This window comes from Mucilaginibacter sp. P4_E8 (genome assembly GCF_056401495.1).
The window spans coordinates 1-22,675 of record NZ_JBFUJG010000034.1 but is presented as its reverse complement, the minus strand read 5'-3'; the positions used below and the strand labels follow the sequence as shown (position 1 = coordinate 22,675).

The 22,675-nt window shown below is 41.7% G+C and carries 13 protein-coding genes; 9 read left to right on the top strand and 4 right to left on the bottom strand.

Annotated elements, in window-relative coordinates; all coding sequences use genetic code 11:
- Positions 1 to 274: 274 nt before the first annotated feature.
- Positions 275 to 3,502: a SusC/RagA family TonB-linked outer membrane protein gene (locus AC1DRQ_RS14615; RefSeq protein ID WP_477425442.1), complete on the top strand. Its 3,228-nt coding sequence runs from the start codon at positions 275 to 277 to the stop codon at positions 3,500 to 3,502.
- A 21-nt stretch (positions 3,503 to 3,523) separates the two neighbouring features.
- Entirely contained in the window at positions 3,524 to 5,182 is a 1,659-nt protein-coding gene (locus AC1DRQ_RS14610; RefSeq protein WP_477425441.1) for a RagB/SusD family nutrient uptake outer membrane protein, read from the top strand.
- Positions 5,183 to 5,283: 101 nt separating this feature from the next.
- Here AC1DRQ_RS14610 and AC1DRQ_RS14605 read toward each other — a convergent pair whose 3' ends face one another.
- From AC1DRQ_RS14605 to AC1DRQ_RS14595, 3 genes are all read right to left on the bottom strand, one after another.
- Positions 5,284 to 6,621, bottom strand: coding sequence for a TldD/PmbA family protein (locus tag AC1DRQ_RS14605; protein ID WP_477425440.1), 1,338 nt, complete (start codon positions 6,619 to 6,621; stop codon positions 5,284 to 5,286).
- Positions 6,622 to 6,627: 6 nt separating this feature from the next.
- A complete protein-coding gene (locus tag AC1DRQ_RS14600) occupies positions 6,628 to 8,262 on the bottom strand; it encodes a TldD/PmbA family protein (protein WP_477425439.1) in 1,635 nt (544 codons plus the stop codon).
- 108 nt (positions 8,263 to 8,370) lie between these two features.
- Entirely contained in the window at positions 8,371 to 8,997 is a 627-nt protein-coding gene (locus AC1DRQ_RS14595) for a DUF4159 domain-containing protein (protein WP_477425438.1), read from the bottom strand.
- A gap of 210 nt (positions 8,998 to 9,207) precedes the next feature.
- Between AC1DRQ_RS14595 and AC1DRQ_RS14590 the strand changes: the two genes are divergently transcribed.
- The 7 genes from AC1DRQ_RS14590 (at position 9,208) to AC1DRQ_RS14560 (ending at position 19,760) form a co-directional block, all read left to right on the top strand.
- On the top strand, positions 9,208 to 10,206 hold the full coding sequence (locus tag AC1DRQ_RS14590) for an AAA family ATPase (protein WP_477425437.1): 999 nt from the start codon (positions 9,208 to 9,210) through the stop codon (positions 10,204 to 10,206).
- Positions 10,207 to 10,396: 190 nt separating this feature from the next.
- Positions 10,397 to 11,272 (top strand): DUF58 domain-containing protein, encoded by an 876-nt coding sequence (locus AC1DRQ_RS14585; protein WP_477425436.1) that lies wholly within the window; start codon positions 10,397 to 10,399, stop codon positions 11,270 to 11,272.
- Positions 11,273 to 11,286: 14 nt separating this feature from the next.
- Entirely contained in the window at positions 11,287 to 12,807 is a 1,521-nt protein-coding gene (locus AC1DRQ_RS14580; protein ID WP_477425435.1) for a BatA domain-containing protein, read from the top strand.
- Positions 12,800 to 14,926, top strand: a complete 2,127-nt coding sequence (locus AC1DRQ_RS14575; protein WP_477425434.1) for a hypothetical protein — start codon at positions 12,800 to 12,802, stop codon at positions 14,924 to 14,926. The genes AC1DRQ_RS14580 and AC1DRQ_RS14575 overlap by 8 nt, the downstream gene beginning before the upstream one ends.
- A gap of 6 nt (positions 14,927 to 14,932) precedes the next feature.
- Positions 14,933 to 16,717: a hypothetical protein gene (locus AC1DRQ_RS14570; RefSeq protein WP_477425433.1), complete on the top strand. Its 1,785-nt coding sequence runs from the start codon at positions 14,933 to 14,935 to the stop codon at positions 16,715 to 16,717.
- Between the two features lie 66 nt (positions 16,718 to 16,783).
- Positions 16,784 to 18,421, top strand: coding sequence for a TldD/PmbA family protein (locus tag AC1DRQ_RS14565; protein ID WP_477425432.1), 1,638 nt, complete (start codon positions 16,784 to 16,786; stop codon positions 18,419 to 18,421).
- Between the two features lie 7 nt (positions 18,422 to 18,428).
- The gene (locus tag AC1DRQ_RS14560) at positions 18,429 to 19,760 is read left to right on the top strand and encodes a TldD/PmbA family protein (RefSeq protein ID WP_429399310.1); all 1,332 of its coding nucleotides are present in this window, start codon (positions 18,429 to 18,431) and stop codon (positions 19,758 to 19,760) included.
- Positions 19,761 to 19,880: 120 nt separating this feature from the next.
- Here the strand turns inward: AC1DRQ_RS14560 and AC1DRQ_RS14555 are convergent, their stop codons facing one another.
- Positions 19,881 to 22,427: a zinc-dependent metalloprotease gene (locus AC1DRQ_RS14555; protein WP_477425431.1), complete on the bottom strand. Its 2,547-nt coding sequence runs from the start codon at positions 22,425 to 22,427 to the stop codon at positions 19,881 to 19,883.
- Positions 22,428 to 22,675: the final 248 nt, after the last annotated feature.

Genomic DNA, 22,675 nt, shown 5'->3' with positions numbered 1-22,675 from the left:
TAAAATCCAAAACTTAAATTTTATATTAATATGTGAAATTTATTGTATTTTTTTTGTGAGAAATCAACTTTTTTTCTTCTTGTAAAAAGATATTTTATAATTTATATTGATTAATTGATAAAAATATATGTATTTAATTGAAAAAAGTAAATAATTAACAGAGAATAAGTGAGGCTTTTTAAGAAAATACTAAAAAGATAGTAATTGTTTGTAAGGTAAATGCTACAAATTATATTGTGGGTGTTTAATTATTAACTAATAGCTGATCTTAAGTATGAAAAAAAGTTTCCTCAAAAACTTGATTGGGATTCTATTGGCCTTATTTTGCCAATATACTTAYGCCCAAAATCGAACCATTACTGGTACCGTAACCGCAAAAGATGATGGCTTACCTATTCCCGGGGTAAGCGTCAGCGTAAAGGGTTTACAAATAGGTACCCAAACCTCAGGTTCAGGTAAGTATTCTTTAAGTGTACCAGCAAAGGGAACCACGCTGGTATTCTCGTTTATTGGTTTTTCTAAAGTCGAAGTTCCTATTGAAAACAAAAGTGTAATTAATGTTTTAATGGGTTCTGATTTTAAGCAATTAAATGAAGTGGTGGTAACAGGTTCGGGTGTGGCAACCAGTAAGGCCAAATTGGCCATAGCGGTAGAATCTATAGCTGGTAAAAACCTGGCATCAACCCCGCAAGCCTCTATTGATCAGGCGTTGGTAGGGAAAATTGYCGGCGCGCAAATTTCCTCTACAGATGGAACACCTGGCGCCCGTACCAACATCATTCTTCGTGGTATCAATACGGTACAGGGAAGCACATCTCCAATGATCCTGTTGGATGGGGTTGAATCCAGGTCGACGGATATCAGTCTGCTTGATCAGTCAAGTATTGATCATATTGAGGTTGTACAGGGTGCGGCAGCATCTACCATTTATGGAGCCCAKGGAGCTAACGGTGTAATCCAGATATTTACTAAAAAGGGGCAAGGGAAAGTTAAAATAGACGTTTCCAGCAGTGTTTCGGCAAGTAATTATATCAATAACGGCAATGTACACCAGGCAAAGCTCAGCAGTTTTAAGACGGATGCATCAGGTAATTTTATTGACGACAGCGGCAACATCATTAAACTCGACGAAGATGGTACCTATCCCGGTATTACATGGGCATTTCCTTCTGGTAATGGAAACCCAACTGCAATGTCAAATCCATTAAACATTGCGCGTCAGCAATATGGCACCAACCTTAAATATTATGATCACCTTAAACAATTATTCCAAACGGCCTACACCCGGAGTAATAGTATCTCAGTGTCTGGCGGATCGGATAAAAGTGATTATGCTTTAAATATTTCTAACAATCACCAGCAAAGTAATATTGTTAGAAATGGGTATAATGACCGAACCAATTTAACTGCTAATATAGGCACCGAGTTATTTAAAGGTTTTACATTAAGGTCAATAACACAGCTGATATATACCAAAAATACGCTAAATCCATCTTTCGGCACAGGCGGTAATGCTATATTCAACGCGTTAAATGCTTCACCTTTTTATGATTTCAATCAAAAATTACCCGACGGAAATTATCCTTACTCCTTAAATTCAGGTACGGTGAGCGTTAATGGTAATAACCCGTTTTATAATTTACAATATGCAAGTAAAAAAGATAATCGGGTAGACATCATTGAGAACATACAAGCCGATTACAAGATCAATAAGTTTATTGAGCTGAGCGCGAAATATGGGATAAACTATACCCATCAGGATATCAATTACATTTATCAAAATCAATCGGGTAACGCAAACTCTAATGACCTGGAATCATGGGTTTCTTTAAATAACAACAGTGATAATACCGGTGAGGTTGATAAACAAAGTAACAATACAACTTTTCAGAATTTTAATGGATCGGCAACGATCAGAACTGACTTTGAAAAAGATTTTGACTTAAATGTTCCTATAACAACCAGTACATTATTACAGTATGATTATAGGAAAAACAATCTTAATCAGTTCCAAACTTACGGATATAGCCTGCCCAGCTACCCAATTTACAACTTTATTCAAACCAAAACTCAGCAGGTGCTGCAGGATTATACAGAACCCTTTGTAACCTACGGTTATGTAGTTAACCAAAAAATTGATATTGGTGAATATGGTGGTATTGGTGGTGGTTTCAGAAGCGATTATTCATCTGCCTTTGGCCAGGGTTCAAAACCATTCACATTTCCCAATGCCAACGCTTACATCAGACCGTCATCGTTTGATTTCTGGAAAAACGGCAGCCTGGGCAACAGGATACCTGAATTTAAACTAAGAGCGGCTTTTGGTAAAGCTGGGATACAGCCTAAACCTTTTGACAGATACCTCACTTTAGATCCTAAAAATGTGGGTAGCTCATTAACATTTGCTTTGCTAAATGCCCAAAAAAATCCAAACCTGAATGTGGAAGTATCAAGGGAGTTGGAGATAGGTACAGATATTGGGATCAAAGGATTTAACGGCAACTGGTTAAGCGATATTAATTTAAGCGTAACTTACTGGAACCGTAAAGGTACCAACTCCATTTTTGATGTTAGTATAGCGCCATCTACAGGTCCGCTAACGTTAAAAACAAATGCTATTGATCTGTCGTCAAATGGTATCCAGGCATCGCTAAATATCAGCGTGTTGAAAGCAAAAGATTTTAACTGGAATGTTACTACCAACTTTAGTCACCAAACATCAAAAATTGATAAAGTAGACGGACCAGGGATCATTTTAACGTCGGCAGCCGGAAGCACACAGGAGGTTTTGATTGCAGGATCAAAAATTGGTCAGATTTATGGTTATAAAGCACTGACAAGTCTTGACCAGAAAAACCTGGAAGGCGTTCCATATATCCAACCGGCAGATTATGGAAAATATGAAATAGTTGATGGCAGGGTAGTAGATAAAACTACCAAAGGGGTACAGTTTACCAATGAAGTATATTCATTAGGTGATCCAAACCCTAAATTCAACATGTCATTTATCAACAGCTTTAATTACAAACACCTTTCATTTGGTTTCCAGTTTGACTGGGTTCATGGCAGTCATTTATACAACCAAACCAAAGAGTGGATGTACCGTGATGGCATAAGCAGCGATTATGATAAACCGGTAACTATCGACGGCCAAACAGCGGCCTATACCGCTTATTACCGAAGCATATATGCAGATTATTTTGGCGCAAGGAATGGTCCGGCAAGAAATGGAACTAAAGACTATTTTTATGAAGATGCATCTTTCGTCAGATTGAGAAACCTTTCTGTAGGATATGATTTTACGTCGTTAATAGCTAACAAAGTCTTTAAAAGGGTATTGTTAACATTTGCCGCCCGTAATATTTTAACCTTCACCAAATACACCGGATTTGATCCTGAAGTTAGTTCAGGTACATCAAACTCTGCATATGACCGGGGAGTTGACAACAGTTCAACACCCAACAGTAAATCATATCAATTAGGATTAAGCCTTGGATTTTAATTGACCCTTAAATTAAAAAACATGAAAAAATATAAATATTTATCAATTTGTTTTGCAGCGATCATCCTGATAGGTGCATCATCCTGCAAGAAAGAGCTGGATGTGAAAAATCCTAACTCTCCAACATTGGAACAAGCCAAGGACGAACCGGGGATAATTTCGTTATCAACCGCAGCTGTTTATCTGAGTGGTTTTAATGGAAATAATCCTACCATTATTGCTAACCAAAATTGGCTTGGCGATAGTTACTTTTCGTTGGGGATTGGTTTCCATGAGCTATTAGGCGATAATATATCGGCCGAGGCATCTAACCAAAACATCAATGTGGTTAATCTGCCTGATTATGTAGTATTAGATGACGGAACCAAAATTACCAATACATCACCCTCCAAAAGTGTAATAAGGATAAGTAATGCCCGTGATAAAAAGCCCGCCAATATGTTTTATTACGAGTGGGCCTATATGTATTCCTTGAACAATGCCTGTAACCAGGTATTATCATTGGTTGAGGCTGTGAAATTTACTGGTGATGCGGCAACCAAAAAGAACACTATAAAAGCATGGGCTTATTGGTGGAAAGGCTTTGCCTATTCAAAAATTGGATCAATTTATTACGCAGGTATCATTGATAATACTGTAGGGATAGGCAATTCGTCGGCCCTGGTATCAACTTATGTTACCAGCGCGGCCATGATAACAGAGGCGAATAGAAACTTTGATGAGGCAAGCACATTATTAAGCGGTATTACAAATACTTCGGATTACAGTACAGTTTTAGGTAAATTATTGCCAGATTTTGTACAAACAGGTAAAGGTGGCATACTTACTCCGGATATGTGGATCCGTAATATTAATACGATGAAGGCCCGCAATTTATTAGCCAACAAAAGAGTAAGCGCAATGACCGCTACCGACTGGAATGCGGTTTTAACGTTGGCTAATGCTGGTATTAAATCAAGTGATTTTGTATTCACAGGTCGTACAACGGGTACTAATGGATTTTTCTCCGCGGGTGGCGGATCAGTTGCAGCCATGACAACCGGCTTGCCTAAATCAAGCACGTTTAAAGTTAGTGAAAGGTTAATTCAGGAATATGAACCGGGGGATAAAAGGCTTGCTGTTAATTTTTCTACAAACAAATATATTAACCAGGTTGGCGGATTTACTTTTAGCACCAGGTGGCAATTATTAGATGCTAATGGTGTTGATAAAGGCGGGGTAGCGGTTCTTAGTGATAAAACTCCGGGTAATTATGAGTTATTTATAGCCGGGAGTTACGAAGAAAACGAACTCATGAAAGCCGAAGCTTTAATAAATACGGGTAATATAGCAGCGGGTTTATTGAGCATTAATAATGTTAGAACTTACCAGGGGGCCGGATTGCCTGCTTTAAGTGGATCATTAAGCTTAACAGCTGCAAAAGAAGAGTTAAGAAAAGAGCGGCGGGTTGCCTTAGTGTTTAGAGGTGTTGCTTTCTATGATGCAAGGCGATTAGGGATTACCGATGACATATCTAAAGGTGGAGGACGTACAAATGCCGTGGTTCTGGGAGCCGACGGAGTTTTAAGTACTCACGCGACCATTAATTACAATTTCCTTGACTACTGGGATGTGCCGGCAGACGAGTTTGTTATCAATCCTCCTGCAGCAGGAAGCGCTCCAATCAAAAACCCCAATTGATTTGTTTCGTTCTTTATAATTTCAGTTAATACTGTTAGGGCCGTGCAAACAAATAGCACGGCCCTTTTTAAATATAAATTTTACACCATATGATTGATGTTCTACACCGCATCTGATAATGAAGTAAATGTAAAATCACGTATCCTCATAGGCGGTATTAATGCATTTTGAAATGATTCGCCGCTAACTGTGCGCTCTGGCTTTCCTAATGCATCCAGGTTGTTTAGCATAATTACCGGGCTCTCATTAAACCTGAAGTTTTTTATCGGGAATTTAATTTGTCCGTTTTCAATGTAAAAAGTACCATCGCGGGTAAGCCCTGTAAACAGCAGCGTTTGTGGGTCAACAGAACGGATGTACCAAAGTCGGGTAACCAATATTCCTTTTTCAGTTCCTTTGATGAGCTCTTCAAGGGTCGCATTACCGCCATCCATAATAATACTATCAGGGCTTGGTATTTGCTTTACGCCCTTTTTTTGGGCCCAGTAACGCGAATAGGTAAAGTTTTTGATCACTCCTTTTTCAATCCAGCTTCTTTTTTCCTGCGGACTGCCGTCGCTTGTCCAGCTACTGGTTGGCAGATCGGGGTGGGATGGATCAGAATAAATATTAACCCTTTCATCAACCATTTTTTCGCCCAGCTTGGTTTTACCATCGGGTTTGCTTAAAAAGCTGCGGCCTTCATCAGCGCTGCGTGCATCCAAACCACCATACAATTGTTCAAGCAGTACAATACCCGCGGCTGGTTCTAAAATTACGGTATACTTGCCGGGCTCAATGGCTTTGGCTCCTTTTGAACCAGCTGCTTTTTGAGCTGCTATTTTGGTAAATGCAAGCGTATCCAGTTTACTTACATCATTAAAACCTTTGGTTGAATAACCAGAACCCAGCCCGTCATCTGTGCGTAGTGTTACAGAAAAATTTACATCGGTTGAGGTATTATAGGCAAAAAGTCCGTGCGAGTTCATCATGGATGAAAACCTGGCGCTATTTTGCAAAAAGCCTGCCGCGTTAAGTTTATTGTCTTTAGCTATTTTTAAACTTTGCTCAACCATGGTTGTACGCTGGTTGGGAGTTATCGCGGCAGTTTCAGGTACAAATGTTTTTGACGGCGGGGCATAGGTTTGCGGTCCTAAAAACGGAACATATTCCGGGTTTTCGGGTGCCAGCTGTGCCAGTTCCTCTGAAAGGCGTACGGCTTTTTCTATTGATGCATCATCATATTCGTTAGTGGTGGTAACGCCCAATTTTTTACCAAATGCCGAAGAAATAACCAGGCTGGTTTGGCTTAAAACCCCGCTGGTTGAAACCGTATTACGGGCATAACGTATATTTCCGGAATCAGACCCGGTAAAATTAATTTCACATTCGTCGGCTTTTGAATAGCTGAGCGCCTTTTTTAAAATTGCCCGGCAATCATCTTCGCTTAATATGGCCATAATATTTTAAATTTTTCTTGCTGTATTAATTACATTAACTCCTTTAAAATGCGCGGTTGACGAACCATGAGACACAGCGCTTGACTGCGCCGGTTGCCCTTTGCCATCAAAAAATGATCCGCCTAAACGGTAATCACTTTGATCGCATACCGCGGCGCAGGAGTTCCAAAACTCCTGTGTATTTGATTGGTAGGCCACATCATTAAGCATACCCACAATTTTGCCATTCTTTATCTCGTAATAAAGTTGTCCGCTAAACTGAAAGTTATAACGCTGCTGATCAATAGAGAATGAGCTATCACCAATAATATAAATGCCTTTTTCTACATTTTTGATCATATCCGCAGGCGATAATGTGCTTTTGCCGGGTTGTAACGAGATATTTGGCATTCGCTGAAATTGTACATCCTGCCAGCTTTGCGCGTAACAACATCCCTGCGATTCTTTTAAGCCGATAATATGGGCCTGATCACGAATGGTTTGGTAATTAACCAATGTACCATCCTTAATAATATCCCATTTTTTGGCCTCTACGCCTTCATCATCATAGCCCACCGCACCTAATGATCCCGGTTGGGTTTTATCGGCTACAATGTTTACATTTTTACTGCCGAAATTAAACTTGCCTGATTTCCATTTATCCAATGTGAGGAAACTGGTACCGGCAAAGTTAGCCTCATAGCCCAAAACGCGGTCAAGCTCTGTTGGGTGACCAACAGATTCATGTATAGTTAACCATAAATGTGAAGGATCAAGAACAAGATCATACTTGCCTGCTTCAACTGATTTTGCCTTAAGCTTTTGCTCTGCCTGGGTGGCAGCGGCCCGGGCATCTTCCAGCATATCATACCGATCACGATAAAGCGTTGCAACCCCTTTTATTTTATCACTTTCGCGTGGTATAAGGTATTCGTACCCCATGCCGCGTGGTGCGCTCAGGGATTGCCTTGTTTCAAACTTTCCAGTTTTTGAATCAATTTTAGTTACCTCGAACAATGGCCATATGCGGTGTATATCCTGGTCAATGTATGAACCATCTGTTGATGCAAAATACTTTTGCTCGTTTACTAAAAACAGAATAGAATTTACATAATTAGCCCCGCCTTTCATCGCGGCATCATTTACTGAGAGTAATAGATCTGTTTTATCTTTTATCGGAACTTCGAACGCGTTTTTTTCAATCGGAGTTTTCCAGCTTACTTCACCAAAGCCTTTTTGAGCCACCAGCTGAACCGGATCTGTTTGGATCCGTGCATTCTCTTTAGCAATAGCTACGGCAAGTTCGGCTGCTTTGGCAATACTATCGTTATCTAATTTATCAGTTGCGGCAAAACCCCAGCAACCATTAGCAATAACGCGGATACCCATACCGTATGATTGGGTATCAACAATGTTTTGTACTTTGTTTTCGCGGGTTACTACAAACTGGTTTAAGTAACGGCCTATGCGTACATCGGTATAAGTAGCTCCCTTTGAACGGGCAGCATTTAATACCACATCGGCCATTTTCTTTTTTAAGGCAACGTCAACCGGTTGCAGGTTTGTGCCCGGTGTAATGGGTGAGCCAAAAACTGGTATCCTGCTTAGCATGGATGCACTGATGCCCATTCCGGTGAGGTAGAGGAAGTCTTTTCTTTTCAAGCTGTTAAGTATTATTTCCTAAATATAATAAGTACAGCTTTCAATTTAAAGCAAGGGCAAAAATATAGTTGATTGTTTACTAAAAATCACCCTAAAAGGGTGACTTCATCAGGAATTAAGGGCGTATATAATAATATTAACGCCAAACTTGGTATTATCCTCGGCCAGGAAACGCTTATTTCTAAAATCGTAATCCCATTCGCAGCCATAATCTTTGCTGCTGTATAAGACGCCAATGCGGCCATTAATTTCAATGGCTTTAAGGTAATCATGTACAAGATCATCGCCCCAGCCATTCAGTTCAAAACTGGTTGTGGGCGGCCCCTTGTCAAAGGAAAAAAAAGAGTGGTATATTTTGTGGTTATTAGGGATCTTTTTTAGTGCGGTTGGTCCAAAAAGCGAAGCCATCTGCGCTTCGAACGATTTGGCAAACAGCCCGTCAATATCGTGGTTGCAGTCATCGGCAAAAACAAAGCCCCCGTTTTCTACATATTTTTTAAAGTTGGCCCTTTCCTTAGTATCAAACTGAACCAGTTTATGCCCGCTCATATAACAAAACGGCGCCGAAAATATATCATCACTGCTTAAGGGGATAACTTTTTCCTGCTGCTCAATGGGGATGGTTGTATATTCAAGCAGGGAGTTAAGCAGATTTGATGGCATACGCTGATCGGTATCCCAATCGCCTGAGTGGTAACTTAACCTGGTAAATGTAAATTTTCCGTTAAAAGCCATCCTTGTTTAAAAACCTTAAAAGTAGTACAATATTTTATGCTGAAATCACTTTTGTTTGCGCAGCTTGTAATTTTTTGGATACTTTATTTAATTTTTAATAAAAAACTATGGTATTTAGTTAAAAGGGTAATATATTGTGAGTGTACATAATTAAGTAATAAGTTTACTCTTTGTTGCTTGAATGTTATGGTCAAATTAAATTATTAAAAATTGGAACTTACCGAAAATAACGTAAAAGCCTTGCTGGGCAAATTACCGCAGTTAAAAAGCGAGATACAAAAAGTAATTGTAGGTCAGGATGCCATTTTGGACGAATTGCTGGTTGCTTTTTTGGCTGGTGGGCACTGTTTACTGGAGGGGGTGCCGGGATTGGCCAAAACACTGATCGTTAAAACAATGTCGCAAGCCCTGCATTTATCGTTCAGGCGCATACAGTTTACCCCCGACCTGATGCCAACTGATATTATAGGCACCGAAATACTGGAGGAAGACCATGCTACAGGAAAGCGTTTCTTTAAATTTAATAAAGGGCCCTTGTTTGCCAATATTATACTGGCCGATGAAATTAACCGTACACCTCCAAAAACCCAGGCCGCTTTACTGGAAGCCATGCAAGAGTTTGAGGTAACCTACGGTGGACAAACATATCCTTTGGATAAGCCATTTTTTATCCTGGCAACACAAAATCCAATTGAACAAGCCGGTACGTATCCCTTGCCCGAGGCCCAGTTAGACAGGTTTTTACTGCTGATAAAAATAGGGTACCCAACCGAGCAGGAAGAATTTGAAGTATTAAACCGTACAACCGGCATAAAAAAAGCTGATGTTAAACCCGTAATTACCGCCGATGAAATTATACAGGCCCAGGCACTGGTACGTCAGGTAACTATAAGCGAGGATCTGGTAAAATACGTAAGCCAGCTGATCAGGGCTACCCGTCCGGATACTACTTCGGTGAATTATATTAAAGAATGGGTACGCTGGGGCGCAGGACCGCGGGCAGGGCAGGCCCTGATATTAACAGCCAAAGCCCGTGCTTTATTAAAAGGCAGGTACTCAGTATTAACAGAAGATATACATGCCATGGCCCCGGCAGTTTTAAGGCACCGCATACTGATGAACTTTAAGGCCGAGGCAGAAGGTATAACATCAGATAAGGTGACCGCCGAATTAATAAAGGTAGTAGAGCGAACGAAAGCTCTTGTCTGAGAATGTCTGAACCGGGATTTGTGGGATTAAATGATTAATGGGATTTCTTTTATCTGCAACTTTAAAAAATCAAGGTAATCCCTTAATCGTATAAATCCCGGTTCAGACAAATAAATCCTAATTCCCAAATCCGAAACGGCAAAGCCTTCTTGAGTACCATTAAAATAAAACAATAGCGAAAAATCAAAACATGCTTGACCCTAAAGTATTAATGACCATTAAAGATTTGCCTTTACTCGCCAAAACGGTGATTGATGGCTTTATGAATGGCTTTAATAAAAGCAAGGTAAAAGGACCTGGGCTCGAGTTTAGTCAGTACCGCAGTTATCAGCCTGGCGATGATCTGAGGTGGTTGGATTGGCGTATGTTTGCCCGGTCTGACAGGTATTATATCCGTGAATCAGAAATTGAGACCAGCATTTCAGTAAGGTTTTTGATTGATGCGAGCGCTTCGATGAATCATGACGATAAGGGCATCAAAAAGATAGATTATGCCCGTTTTCTTGCCGCGTCACTGGCCTGGCTATCCAATTTGCAGGGCGATTCTGTGGGGTTATATGTTTTTAGGGATGGTGGTTTATTTTCGCTGGCATCCAAACCCGATCCGCAGCATTTACAGCGGCTGTTATACCATTTACAACAGATAAATCCGGCAGGTACTTTTACTAAACCTGTGCACTATAAAGAATTGTTTGCAGGTACTGGCCGCAAGGAGCTTTTGGTATTTATAACAGATATGTACCAGGCCGAAGGGGAGATCAACAGGTTGCTTGATTCATTATCAGCCTTAAAACATGAAGTAGTAGTTTTTCATCTGATGGGTAAAAACGAACTTGATTTTGATTTTGGTGACTATTCAACACTGGAAGATCTTGAAACCGGCGAAACTATGGAAGTTAATACCAATGAGGCTGCCACATATAACCAAAAACTAAAGGATCACCTGGAGAACATCAGAATGCAGCTATTAGGGAAGCATGTTTTTTATCGGATGATAAGCACATCCCAGCCACTGGACGAGGCCTTACGCGATTTTTTGGCACAGAGAAATAAAGGTAAGTTTTAACCATAACTCAAAGAATGCAGTTTTTAAATCCCATATGGTTATTTGCAATTGCCGCATTAAGCATCCCGGTAATTATACACCTGTGGAATATAAAACCGGGTAAAACTTTAAAAGTAGGCAGCATAGCGCTCATGACATCGGCGGCTCAAAAAAGCAGTCGCAGTTTTAAATTGAACGATGTGCCTTTGTTCCTGCTGCGTTGTCTGCTCCTTACTTTACTGGCATTTTTATTGGCCATGCCGGTATGGCGGCAATATCTTTCGGCTACCAAAACAAAAGGCTGGCTGCTCATTCCCAAAGAAAGCATTAAGGAGGGTTATAATAAATTTAAACCCACCATTGACTCCCTCACCAAAGCTGGCTATGAATTTCACTACTTTAATAAGGGTTTTACCAAGGCCGATCTAAAACAGGTATTGACCGATTCTGCCGCGCAAACCAAACCCGAACCCACAAATTATTGGAGCTTAATAGTACAGTTAAACGATCAGCTTCCGGCTGCTGTGCCTGTATATTTATTCACATCAAATCAAGCAAAGCATTTTACGGGTAATAAGCCATCTGTATCATCAAATCTACATTGGCAAACCTATACACCTGCTGATTCGATAGATACCTGGATAGAAAGCGCGTGGTTCACCAATACTAATGCCATCAAGGTTGTTGAAGGTAACAGCAAGCCATCCGGAATTTATTTTACAAATTATAATATCCAATCGGGTGGCGGTGCTAATGCATTGTTTACCGTAAGTATAAACAACGGCAAGCCCGAAATAAGTTTAAAGAACGGCGATCAGAAAGCTATACCCATTGATACCAACAGCCAGCGCATCGCTATTTTTACCGATAAGCACAGCGTTGATGCTGCTTATCTGAAAGCAGCCCTGGTGGCAGTCAGTAATTTTAGCGGACATAAAACAGTTATTAAACAATACAGTGATGCCGGTCAGATACCTGCCGGGCAAAACTGGATCTTTTGGTTGTCAGAAAAACCGGTTGATGTTAATAGTTTAAAAAAGACTATAAATATCCTGAACTATGAGCCGGGTCAGGTAAACAATACGGCATCATGGATAAAAACAAATGGCGCGTTTTCGGTAGCAGGGCAACATCATCCCCCGGCTCTGTATAAACTGGTTAAGACAGAAGCCATCAGCTCGCAACCCGTTTGGCTTGATGGTTATGGCAATACTGTTTTAGATATACAGCAAAACCAGCATACCACCAGCTATCATTTTTATTCCCGCTTTAACCCCGCCTGGAATGAGCTGGTTTGGAGTGATGGGTTTCCGAAGCTGTTGTTAAAGCTGATGGCCGGTGAAAATAATAATGACCAAATGGCACGGCATGATCGCCGGGTAATGGATCAGCAACAATTGATGCCTTATATTATTCCGGCTGTAAAAAACACAGATGGTCATAAAATCACTATTCAAACAGATCTGACACATTATTTCTGGCTGGCATTGATTTTTGTATTTTTTGTAGAACGATGGCTGGCCCATAAAAATAAACTGGTTCCAAAACATGGCTAAGCAGGGAGGGGTATATAAAATAAGCGCTATACACCAATGGTATATTGGTTGCCAGTTAGCTGCAGATGTACTTTTTGCCGCAGCGATTTCCATTGCGGCAGGAGGTGTGTTGTTTTACCTGTTTTCGTTTTCAAAGCTTTGGATGGTGCTTGTATTTGTGATAAACTTGTTGGTTTTATTGCTTATTCGCAAGGTATGGACAGTTAGTTATCTATCCATTTCAGGTTTCCTCGACCAGCACTATCCCCAACTGGAAGAAAGCAGCGGATTAGTGTTAAAATCAGCCGGTGAACTGAACCTGCTTGAAACACTGCAGGTAGCAAAAGTAGAAGAACAGTTGCATCAGATACCGCTTTGGCACAGTTCTTTTTTCAGGCGTATAAAACTGGCTTTACTATTATTGATCATTGCTTTAGGCATAAATTGGGCAGCCGGCAAGTATGTTTTACAAAGTCATGCCGATAAAACTACGGGTGCATCAATCATTAAAACCACAATACCTGAAAAGGTATTACCACAAATAGCCGCTGTTGATATCACGATCAGTCCGCCTGGCTATACGGGCAAAGCGAAGAGAGAGCAAGATAAATTTACCTTGAATGTGGAAGATGGATCTACTGTAACCTGGAAAATATCAACCAATATTGCTGTTAACCGGGTATCCCTGTTGTTCAATGATAAAGCATCTGTGGCATTAAAGAGCCTGAACGCTGATAAAACCGAGTGGCAAACCCAAAAGGCAGTTACCCAAACCGGCTTTTACCAGGTGAGCGTGAATGGCAAACTTTCGGACTTGTACCAGGTGCAGGTTATCAAAGATCAGCCGCCTGTGATCCATATCAAAACGCCTAAGCAATACACCTATATTGATGCCGGCGAGGCACAAAAGGTAAATATCAATGCAACTGCCAATGATGATTATGGCGTTAGTAATGCCCTTATTTTTGCAACTGTAGCCAAGGGTAGTGGCGAAGCCGTTAAGTTTAAGGAATATAAACTTGATTTTTCTGCATCATTCAGCGGGCATCAATCTCAATACAATTTACAAAAAATGATCAGCCTGCCCGCTTTAAATATGGAGCCTGGCGATGAGCTTTACTTTTATATACAGGCTACGGATACCCACCAGCAGCAAAGCCGTACAGACGTTTACACTGTTTCTATACAGGATACTGCCCAACTGTTAAGTATGGACGGCATGCTCAGCGGGGTAAATCAAAAACCTGAATTTTTCAGGAGCGAGCGGCAGATCATCCTTGACACCGAAAAGCTGTTAAAAGAAAAGGATAGCATCAGTACCGATAAATTTAAAAGCAGAAGTAACGACCTTGGGGTTGATCAAAAACTGCTGCGTTTGCGTTACGGTAAGTTTTTGGGCGAGGAATCGGAATCGGATATTAACCCAGCCGATGGACAGGATGACCCGGTTGGTGATATTAAAAATTATGGCAACGCGAACGTGATCCTGGACAAATACACCGATAAACACGACAATGCCGAAGATGCGGAATTTTTTGACCCGGCTTTAAAGGCACAACTTAAGGCTACACTGACCGAAATGTGGAAAGCCGAACTGCAACTAAGGCTATATAAACCACAGGATGCTTTGCCTTTTGAATATAAGGCGCTACGCTTATTAAAGGACCTGCAGCAAAAATCAAGGATGTATGTGGCCAAAACTTCCTATAACCCGCCGCCTTTAAAATTAGATAAACGGTTGAGTGGAGACCTGTCAAAGATCAGCCAACCGGTGAATAAACAGGATATAAAACCGGGTGAGGATCAGTTTGAAAATCTTAAAAAAGCGGCAGGTGTTTTAGAGCAATTAAAGGTTAAGCCTCAAGCAAACAATGCTGATCTGCATGTACTTTCTCTGGCTAACCAGCAACTCAGTCTGCAAGCATCGGTTCAGCCGGGTATTTACTTACCGGCTTTAAGCGCCATGCGCAGGATCTTGTCAAACCAGAACAATATCAAACTAAATGATATAGCCCTGGTTGAAAAGGCCATCCAAAAAACATTGATGCCGGTTAAAAAAACACCAACGGCCACACAAGCCCCGGCAGATATGGGTTTATCGAATGATTATTACAAAAACCTTAACCATTTAAACAGATAGCTGCAGATGAACTGGAATAGCGTTGTTACCATCATTTGCATTTTAGTAGCGGCATTTGCCGTGTGGAAAGAGTATACGCGTAGCAACAAGTCGCGCTTAGGTTTGCGTATCATCGCGGTTATAGCAGTAGTAATTGCGCTGGCTTGTATTGCTTTACCGTTATCTTACCATACTGATATTACAAAACAGGATAAGAATGAAGCTGTATTAATAACCAGCGGTTTTAATAAAGATAGTTTGAATCATTATGCTGCCAAAAAGCTATTTACGTTAGACAGGAAAATAAAAAACATTGTCCCTAAAGCCGTTGCTCTACATAACCTGGATGAACTTGCTGCTGATTCCACCATTACGCAATTGCGTATTTTGGGTGATGGCCTTGATCAAGAAGATCTACGCGAGTTAAACCATTTACCTGTGATATTTTGTCCGCAGGCACCTAAAAAAGGTATTACTGCAATCAGTTGGAATGAAAAATTGAATACCGGGGATGAATTAGCTATTCAAGGCCGGTTTAAAAATTCATCTGCAAAAAAGGTAAAGCTTTTCCTTAAGGGGTTAAGTACAGTTTTGGATTCTGTTGTTATCGGTTCGGCAAGTACTACAGACTTTCAGTTAGCTACTACCCCTAAAAGCTCAGGTAAAATTGTTTACAGCTTAGTGGCGATGGTTGAGTCCGATACTCTTGAAAAGGAAAGCCTCCCTGTACAAATAGATCCTGTAAAACCTTTGAAAGTGTTGATGCTTACTGCATCTCCCGATTTTGAGGGCAGGTTTTTGAAAAACTGGCTTTCGGCTAATGGGTATGCCGTTGCTATACGCTCAGCCATTAGTAAAGAGAAATACAGTAAAGAGTTTATAAACCTGGAACAATTCCCGCTTGATCATCTTACTGCTCCTGTATTGGGTAAATTTGATGTATTAATTGGCGATCTGGTTGTGTTGAAGTCATTAAGAGGGGCAGAGGCAGCCGCGTTGCAGCAGGAAGTAACCCAAAAAGGATTAGGGATAATTGTTCGGGCCGATAGCACATTAAGATCAACCTCCTGGTTACAACGTGATTTTTCGTCAAATAGCATAGCTGTAAAAGAGCCCGCCCCGGTATCGCTCCTGCTGCAGGGCAAAACAGGAAGGACGGCCAAATTAAATGCCGGATTGGCGTACATTGATAGTCAAAACGGCACCCAACCATTAGTGAGTGATGAACGTGGGCACCTATTAGCCGGCAGTACATTGGCTGGTGCAGGCAAGATCATATTTACCCACCTAAATAATACCTTTAGCTGGATGCTGAGCGGTAATAAGCAGGATTATTCCAACCTGTGGTCTTTATTGATTAGCAAGGCATCCCGCAAAGTACAGGTAGCAGAAAACTGGAACGTACTATCAGCAGTGCCACCTGTATCAAACCCGGTTCAATTGCAACTTGAAAGTGCCGCTGCCCCGTCAGCAATCAAAGCAAACGACATTATTATACCTCCACAACAAAATAGTTTGATCCCCTTTGAATGGAAAGTCGGCTATCTGCCTCAAAGCACAGGCTGGCAAATGGTAAAGCAAAACAATGGCATACTAAACTGGTGGTATGTGTATAAAGATGATGAGTGGAGTGGTATCCGCACTCAAAAAAAGCAAACTGATACCAAAGCTTATATTGCGAAAAATGTAATTGTGAATAATGTAACGAAACAGATACATGAAAAAAGCACAATTGCTGTACCTAAAATATATTTTTATGTTTTGCTACTAATGGCGTGTGTGTTTCTGTGGGTCGAGGCTAAGTTTTTATAGAATGCATTTTCACAACTTCTGCAAATAGCAGAGAAATATAACAGCATAAAAAAGGAGGAACAAACTTTGAGAAGACGAGACTTTATTTATTTGACCGGTATCGGTGCCGGGGCATTAATGCTGCCCGATTTGAGTGCACTTGGTAAAACGATTGACCCTTTACAGGCGCTTGAAGGCGTTGATGTAAAAATTAAAAAAGAACTGGCAGATGTGGCTTTGAACACCGCCAAATCAAACGGCGCTACTTATGCCGATGTAAGGATTGGCCGTTACCTTAACCAGTTTGTAATAACCCGCGAAAACAAAGTGATAAACGTAGCCAATACCGAGTCGTACGGTATTGGGATCAGGGTTATTGCCAATGGTTGCTGGGGATTTGCAGCTACCAACGATGTAACCAAAGAAGGTATGGCCAAAACCGCCTTAAAAGCGGTTGCGGTAGCAAAAGCCAATGCTAAAATTGGCGGCGCGCCGGTGGAGCTTGCTCCTCAAAAAGGATATGGCGAAGTAAGCTGGAAAACACCTTTAACTAAAAACGCATTTGAGGTGCCTATAAAAGAAAAGGTAGATCTTTTGCTGAATGCCAATGGTATAGCCATGACAGGCGGCGCAAATTTTGTAAACTCCATGATGTTTGCGGTTAACGAGCAAAAGTATTTTGCATCGACAGATGGATCTTATATAGATCAGGATGTTCATCGTATTTACCCAAGTTTTACGGTTACTAAAATTGATCCAACGGCTGGTTCATTTGAAACCCGTCGCTCGTTAAGCTCGCCGGTTGGTATGGGTTATGAATACCTTGACCCGCTTGCCAGCGAAAAAGTTTTGGGTGTAACTACCCGCTACAAAAAGCGCTATGATATGCTGGAGGATATTAAATATGCTACCCAGCAGGCAGGCGATAAATTAAAAGCAAAATCGGTAGAGCCGGGTAAGTATGATCTTGTTCTTGATCCTTCGCATTTGTGGTTAACTATCCATGAATCTGTTGGTCACCCTACCGAGTTGGATCGTGTGTTGGGCTATGAGGCTAATTTCGCCGGTACCAGTTTCCTCACATTAGATAAATGGAAATCGGGCAAGTTTAATTTTGGCAGTAAGGCCGTGAATATTGTGGGCGATAAAACACAGGTCGGCTCATTGGGTGCTGTGGGTTATGATGATGAAGGTGTGCAGTGTAAAAAATGGGATATCATTAAAGATGGCATCCTGGTTAATTACCAGGCTATCCGTGATCAGGCGCATATCATCGGCCTAAATGAATCTCAGGGCTGCTGCTACTCGCAAAGCTGGCAGGATGTACAGTTTCAGCGCATGCCAAATGTTTCCCTGCAACCGGGTAAAACGCCATTAGCCGTTGACGATATGATAAAAAATGTTGAAAAAGGCGTTTACATTATTGGCGACGGCTCTTTCTCTATTGATCAGCAGCGTTATAATTTCCAGTTCGGCGGACAGCTTTTTTATGAGATAAAAGAAGGAAAAATTGTGGGCATGCTCAATGATGTGGCGTACCAGGCCAATACACAGGAGTTTTGGAACTCATGCGCACAGGTTTGTGATGAACGTGATTATCGTTTAGGCGGAGCCTTTAATGATGGTAAGGGTCAGCCAAGCCAATCGAGCGCGGTATCGCATGGTGCATCAACAGCATTGTTTAAGGGAGTTAATGTAATCAACACTAAAAGAAAGATCGGATAACAGAATTATGCCTATATTAAATAAAGAAGGAGCACAGGCTTTATTAAAGAAAGTGCTTGCCTATTCAAAAGCCGAAGAGTGCGAGGTAAGTGTTAATGGCAGCGAGGGTGGCAACATCAGGACTGCTTTAAACGCGGTATCAACAGCAGGCGATATAAGTATCATGAGTTTGGCTGTTACCTCTGTTTTTGGTAAAAAAGCAGGAACTGCCACTATCGATGAATTTGATGATGCAGCCCTGGAAAGGGTAGTGCGCCGTTCTGAAGAGTTGGCTCAATTAGCACCTGCCAATCCCGAATACATGCCGATGTTAGGTCCGCAGAATTTTCCTGATTCGATTACCTATAATGCGAATACTGCCGGCATGACGCCAGACAGCCGTGCCGAAATGATAGCTAAAAGCTTATCAGTTACCAAAGAAGCCAAACTAACCGCCGCCGGTTTCCTTGAAAATTCAACAAGCTTTAATGCCATGATGAATTCAAAAGGGTTGTTTGCCTACAATAAGGGTAATGATGTTACCTTTTCCGTAACCACCCGTAACGAGGCCGGTACCGCTTCGGGTTATGCCGCAAGAGGCTTTACTGATGTAAATAAGATGGATACTTTTACTGCAACTAAAATAGCGGCAGGTAAATGCCTTAGCTCGTCAGGAGCTAAAGCCATTGAGCCCGGCAAGTATACCGTAATATTGGAGCCGGTAGCGGCCACTTATATGATGGAAAATATGTTCCGTTTTGATGCCCGCACTGCGGAGGAGGGACGCAGCTTTTTGAGCAAAAAGGGTGGCGGCACCCGTTTGGGCGAGCAATTAATGGATCCCAAAGTTACCATTTACTCAGATCCGTTTAATCCAGACCTGCCCTCATCAACTTGGAGCGGCGACGGGTTGCCGCGCGAAAAAACTATGTGGATAGATAAGGGCGTAGTGAAAAATTTAAGCTACAGCCGTTACTGGGCCGATAAAAAGGGTGTAAAACCAATGCCCATCCCCGGTAACATCATAATGGAAGGCGGCGATGCCAGCATTGAAGACCTGATAAAAAGTACCGAAAGGGGTATCCTGGTATCACGCCTGTGGTATATCCGTATGGTTGATCCGCAATCATTATTACTTACCGGCCTTACCCGCGATGGTACGTTTTATATAGAAAACGGTAAGATCAAATTCCCGGTTAAAAACTTCCGCTTTAACGAAAGTCCGGTGATTATGCTGAACAACCTGGAAGCCCTCGGTAAACAGGAGCGCAGTATAAGTGTTGAAAGCTATCGCAGTTACCTGATACCGCCCATGAAAATCAGGGACTTTACCTTTAGCTCTTTATCAGACGCTGTTTAAACATATTTGATTATAAACATAGCGGAGAAGATTCGCAAAAAAAGGGTTGCTCAAGTAGAGCAACCCTTTTTACTTGCCTCTCATTTACGAATTGGGAATACCGTTTAAGGAAAGGGATTTCTAAAAATTATTAATGATTTCAAAGGTTTTGTCCGGCATGCCAATAGGTGCTCCCGGTGGCATCTCCAGTGCAGGCTCTGATTGGAACTTATCTGGTGATTTTTCAAATTCTTCAATCTTTAATAATCCAAAATAAAGGGAGGCTTTTTGCCTGATATCTGCACTGGCAAGTTTATTATTCATCCAGTCTTTCAGCTCGTGTATTTTTAAAAGTGTTTCACCACGAACGTTCTCGGCGGTATGTGTGTCTGCGGCCAGTTGTAGTAAATATTTAAGTGTTAGGTTGTTAATCAGTATTTGCAGTTCGCCTTTATAGCCAGCTACAACAGGCGCTTTCCAGGTTTTATCAATCAGCTTATCCAATACAGCAAACAGGCCAGGTTGGCTGCTATCGCGTGCCTGGTATTCAATCAGGCGCGCAGCACGTTCTTCGTCAAGCAAATAACCAAGAGTGGTTCCGGCTGCCGTTTCGGCTGCGGCTATTGGGTCAAATGTTGGCCCGGTATGTCCACCAAAAGTTTCAACACTTGCCGGGTAGCCCGTTGGGCGCGGCGGTATTTTTTTTATCAGCGCTTCGGGCAAAGCCAGTGCATCGGGAGTGATAGAGCTCATCATGGCATCAAAAGCGCGCCATTGTTCTGCCGGATCAACCATTTTAGTGGGTTCTTGTCCGTCATTTTTCAGGGCATGTGTAAAGTACAAGCCGCCTATAGATTTGGCAACTGCTTCCAGCTGATAGCGGTGTAACAGGTACATTGGTACAAGCACTTCTTCAAGAGTGGCCATGGGCGCATCCTGGCGGATAGCTTTTTCAGAGAAATTATCCAGTACATGTCTTCTGACCAGCATAAGCTTATTAAACTGATCAATTGGGTTTACACCATCATCCCACTGATTAGAAGCCGGATGGGCGCCTCCGCCAACATCTGGTATATACTTAAATCCCTCCTTCAAGGTTTCTTTCATGATCTTGTCAAGAGCAGCATTCTCATCGGTTCCCTTTGCGAAATCGGAATAACCCCATAGAATAGAACGTTTGTCCCATGTACCTATTCCTTTGGCATAAGCTTCAGAAAGGTCAATAGTACCATCCGATTTCATGGTAAATCTGGGGAAAGGATAGTCCATTACTGATGCCCGGTCATTGGGGCTGGCGGCAAAATTGTGTGTTAATCCAAGTGTGTGGCCTATTTCATGTGCCGATAGCTGCCTGATGCGGGCGAGTGCCATTTCTTCCATTTTTTTGGATACTGGTTTGCCATCCTCATACGGCTGCAACAAACCTTCGGCTATGAGGTAATCCTCGCGATGACGGTCGGAACCAAGGGTTACTACTCCTTTAATGATCTCACCAGTGCGTGGGTCAATATAGGATGATCCGTATGAAAACGCACGTTGCGGACTACCCGAGCGATTTACCCAGTTAACCATATTATAACGTATATCCATCGGATCGGCTCCTTCCGGCAGCTCTTTTACAATAAATGCGTTTTTATAACCTGCAGCCTCAAAGGCCTGGTTCCACCATGAACCACCCTCAATCAGCGCCTTTTTTATAATAGGCTGTGCGCCGCGGTCAATATAATAAACAATAGGTTCTACAGGTTCGCTGATAGCAGCAGATGGGTTTTTCTTCCGGAGCCTGTGTCGCCCGATGAATTTTTTAACAATAGGCTCTGACATGGGAGCTGCAAAATCCATGTACTGGAAAGCAAAAAAGCCCGAACGGGGATCAAACTTACGGGGCTCATAATTATTATCCGGCAGTTCAATAAAAGCCTGGTGCAGATTTACGGTAACGGCGGAGGGATCAGGGGCTATGCCCCAACTTCCCCGGCCACCGCCGCCGCCTGAACTACCTCCCGTAAAGGTGATCATAGCCTCAAACTCGCTGTTTTTTGGGAAATTTTTAGTGTTTTCCAGGTAAACTGCCGAGCGTGTTTCATCAATGTGATAGCCACCGCCTGCTGTTCCGCTGCGACCTGCTGTTGATGCTGCCTGTGCGCTGCCCGGATTGCCCCGGCCACTACCCAGTGCCTCACCAATATGCTGACTGTCGCGGATAAGAAAAGGAGTAAAGTCAATCAGTATCTTATTACCTTCAATAGCTGCAGGCGTAAAGCCAAAGATCACTGACTTTGCAAAGGCATTTTCTACATCTTTTTTTTCATCTGCATTGCCATTTACAGCACGATAATTATAATTGGGCTCTACCAAAAATACTTTTGCCGCAACTTTAATGAATTTGGTAATTACAGATGACGCCTGGCCACGTTCTGGCCCGCCATTGCCAACGCCATCAATTAATGAACTGAAATACAAAAACTCGGTATTGAATTTGTCTATTTCCAGGTATATCTTACCACTTTTCTCGTCGTAATAAAAATTAAAATAACCTTCAAACTTTTTTAGGTTCTGCGTCATGGACGAAATAGTTGGCACCTGGTTTGAACTTGCCCGTCCTTCGCCTGTAGCTTGCCGGTTTTGCGCATTTGCAGTCGATATAGAAGCTAAAATAATGCAAAAAAGTAATAAGAGTGGTTTCATACGGGTGTTTTTCCTGGGTTTTACGTGTAAGGTATGTTGTATTTTTAATTTGTGTATGGTAAACTTAATAATCATTTATATTTAATTAGATTTTTAATCTGATTATCAAATAATTGTTACAGTATTTGGGAATTTTTTAAATTAAAGAAATAAAAAGACGGAATATGTGGTGTTTTTTCGAGTTGAATCTGTTGATTTTGGTTGGTATACAGTTAATTATCTACATAACAGGCTTTGGTACAGTAAAT

Excerpts from the sequence above, each read along its gene's own strand:
- AC1DRQ_RS14610 (WP_477425441.1), top strand. The coding sequence starts at position 3,524 with ATGAAAAAATATAAATATTTATCAATTTGTTTTGCAGCGATCATCCTG.
- AC1DRQ_RS14605 (WP_477425440.1), bottom strand. The coding sequence starts at position 6,621 with ATGGCCATATTAAGCGAAGATGATTGCCGGGCAATTTTAAAAAAGGCG.
- AC1DRQ_RS14595 (WP_477425438.1), bottom strand. The coding sequence starts at position 8,997 with ATGGCTTTTAACGGAAAATTTACATTTACCAGGTTAAGTTACCACTCA.
- AC1DRQ_RS14585 (WP_477425436.1), top strand. The coding sequence starts at position 10,397 with ATGCTTGACCCTAAAGTATTAATGACCATTAAAGATTTGCCTTTACTC.
- AC1DRQ_RS14580 (WP_477425435.1), top strand. The coding sequence starts at position 11,287 with ATGCAGTTTTTAAATCCCATATGGTTATTTGCAATTGCCGCATTAAGC.
- AC1DRQ_RS14575 (WP_477425434.1), top strand. The coding sequence starts at position 12,800 with ATGGCTAAGCAGGGAGGGGTATATAAAATAAGCGCTATACACCAATGG.
- AC1DRQ_RS14570 (WP_477425433.1), top strand. The coding sequence starts at position 14,933 with ATGAACTGGAATAGCGTTGTTACCATCATTTGCATTTTAGTAGCGGCA.
- AC1DRQ_RS14560 (WP_429399310.1), top strand. The coding sequence starts at position 18,429 with ATGCCTATATTAAATAAAGAAGGAGCACAGGCTTTATTAAAGAAAGTG.
- AC1DRQ_RS14555 (WP_477425431.1), bottom strand. The coding sequence starts at position 22,427 with ATGAAACCACTCTTATTACTTTTTTGCATTATTTTAGCTTCTATATCG.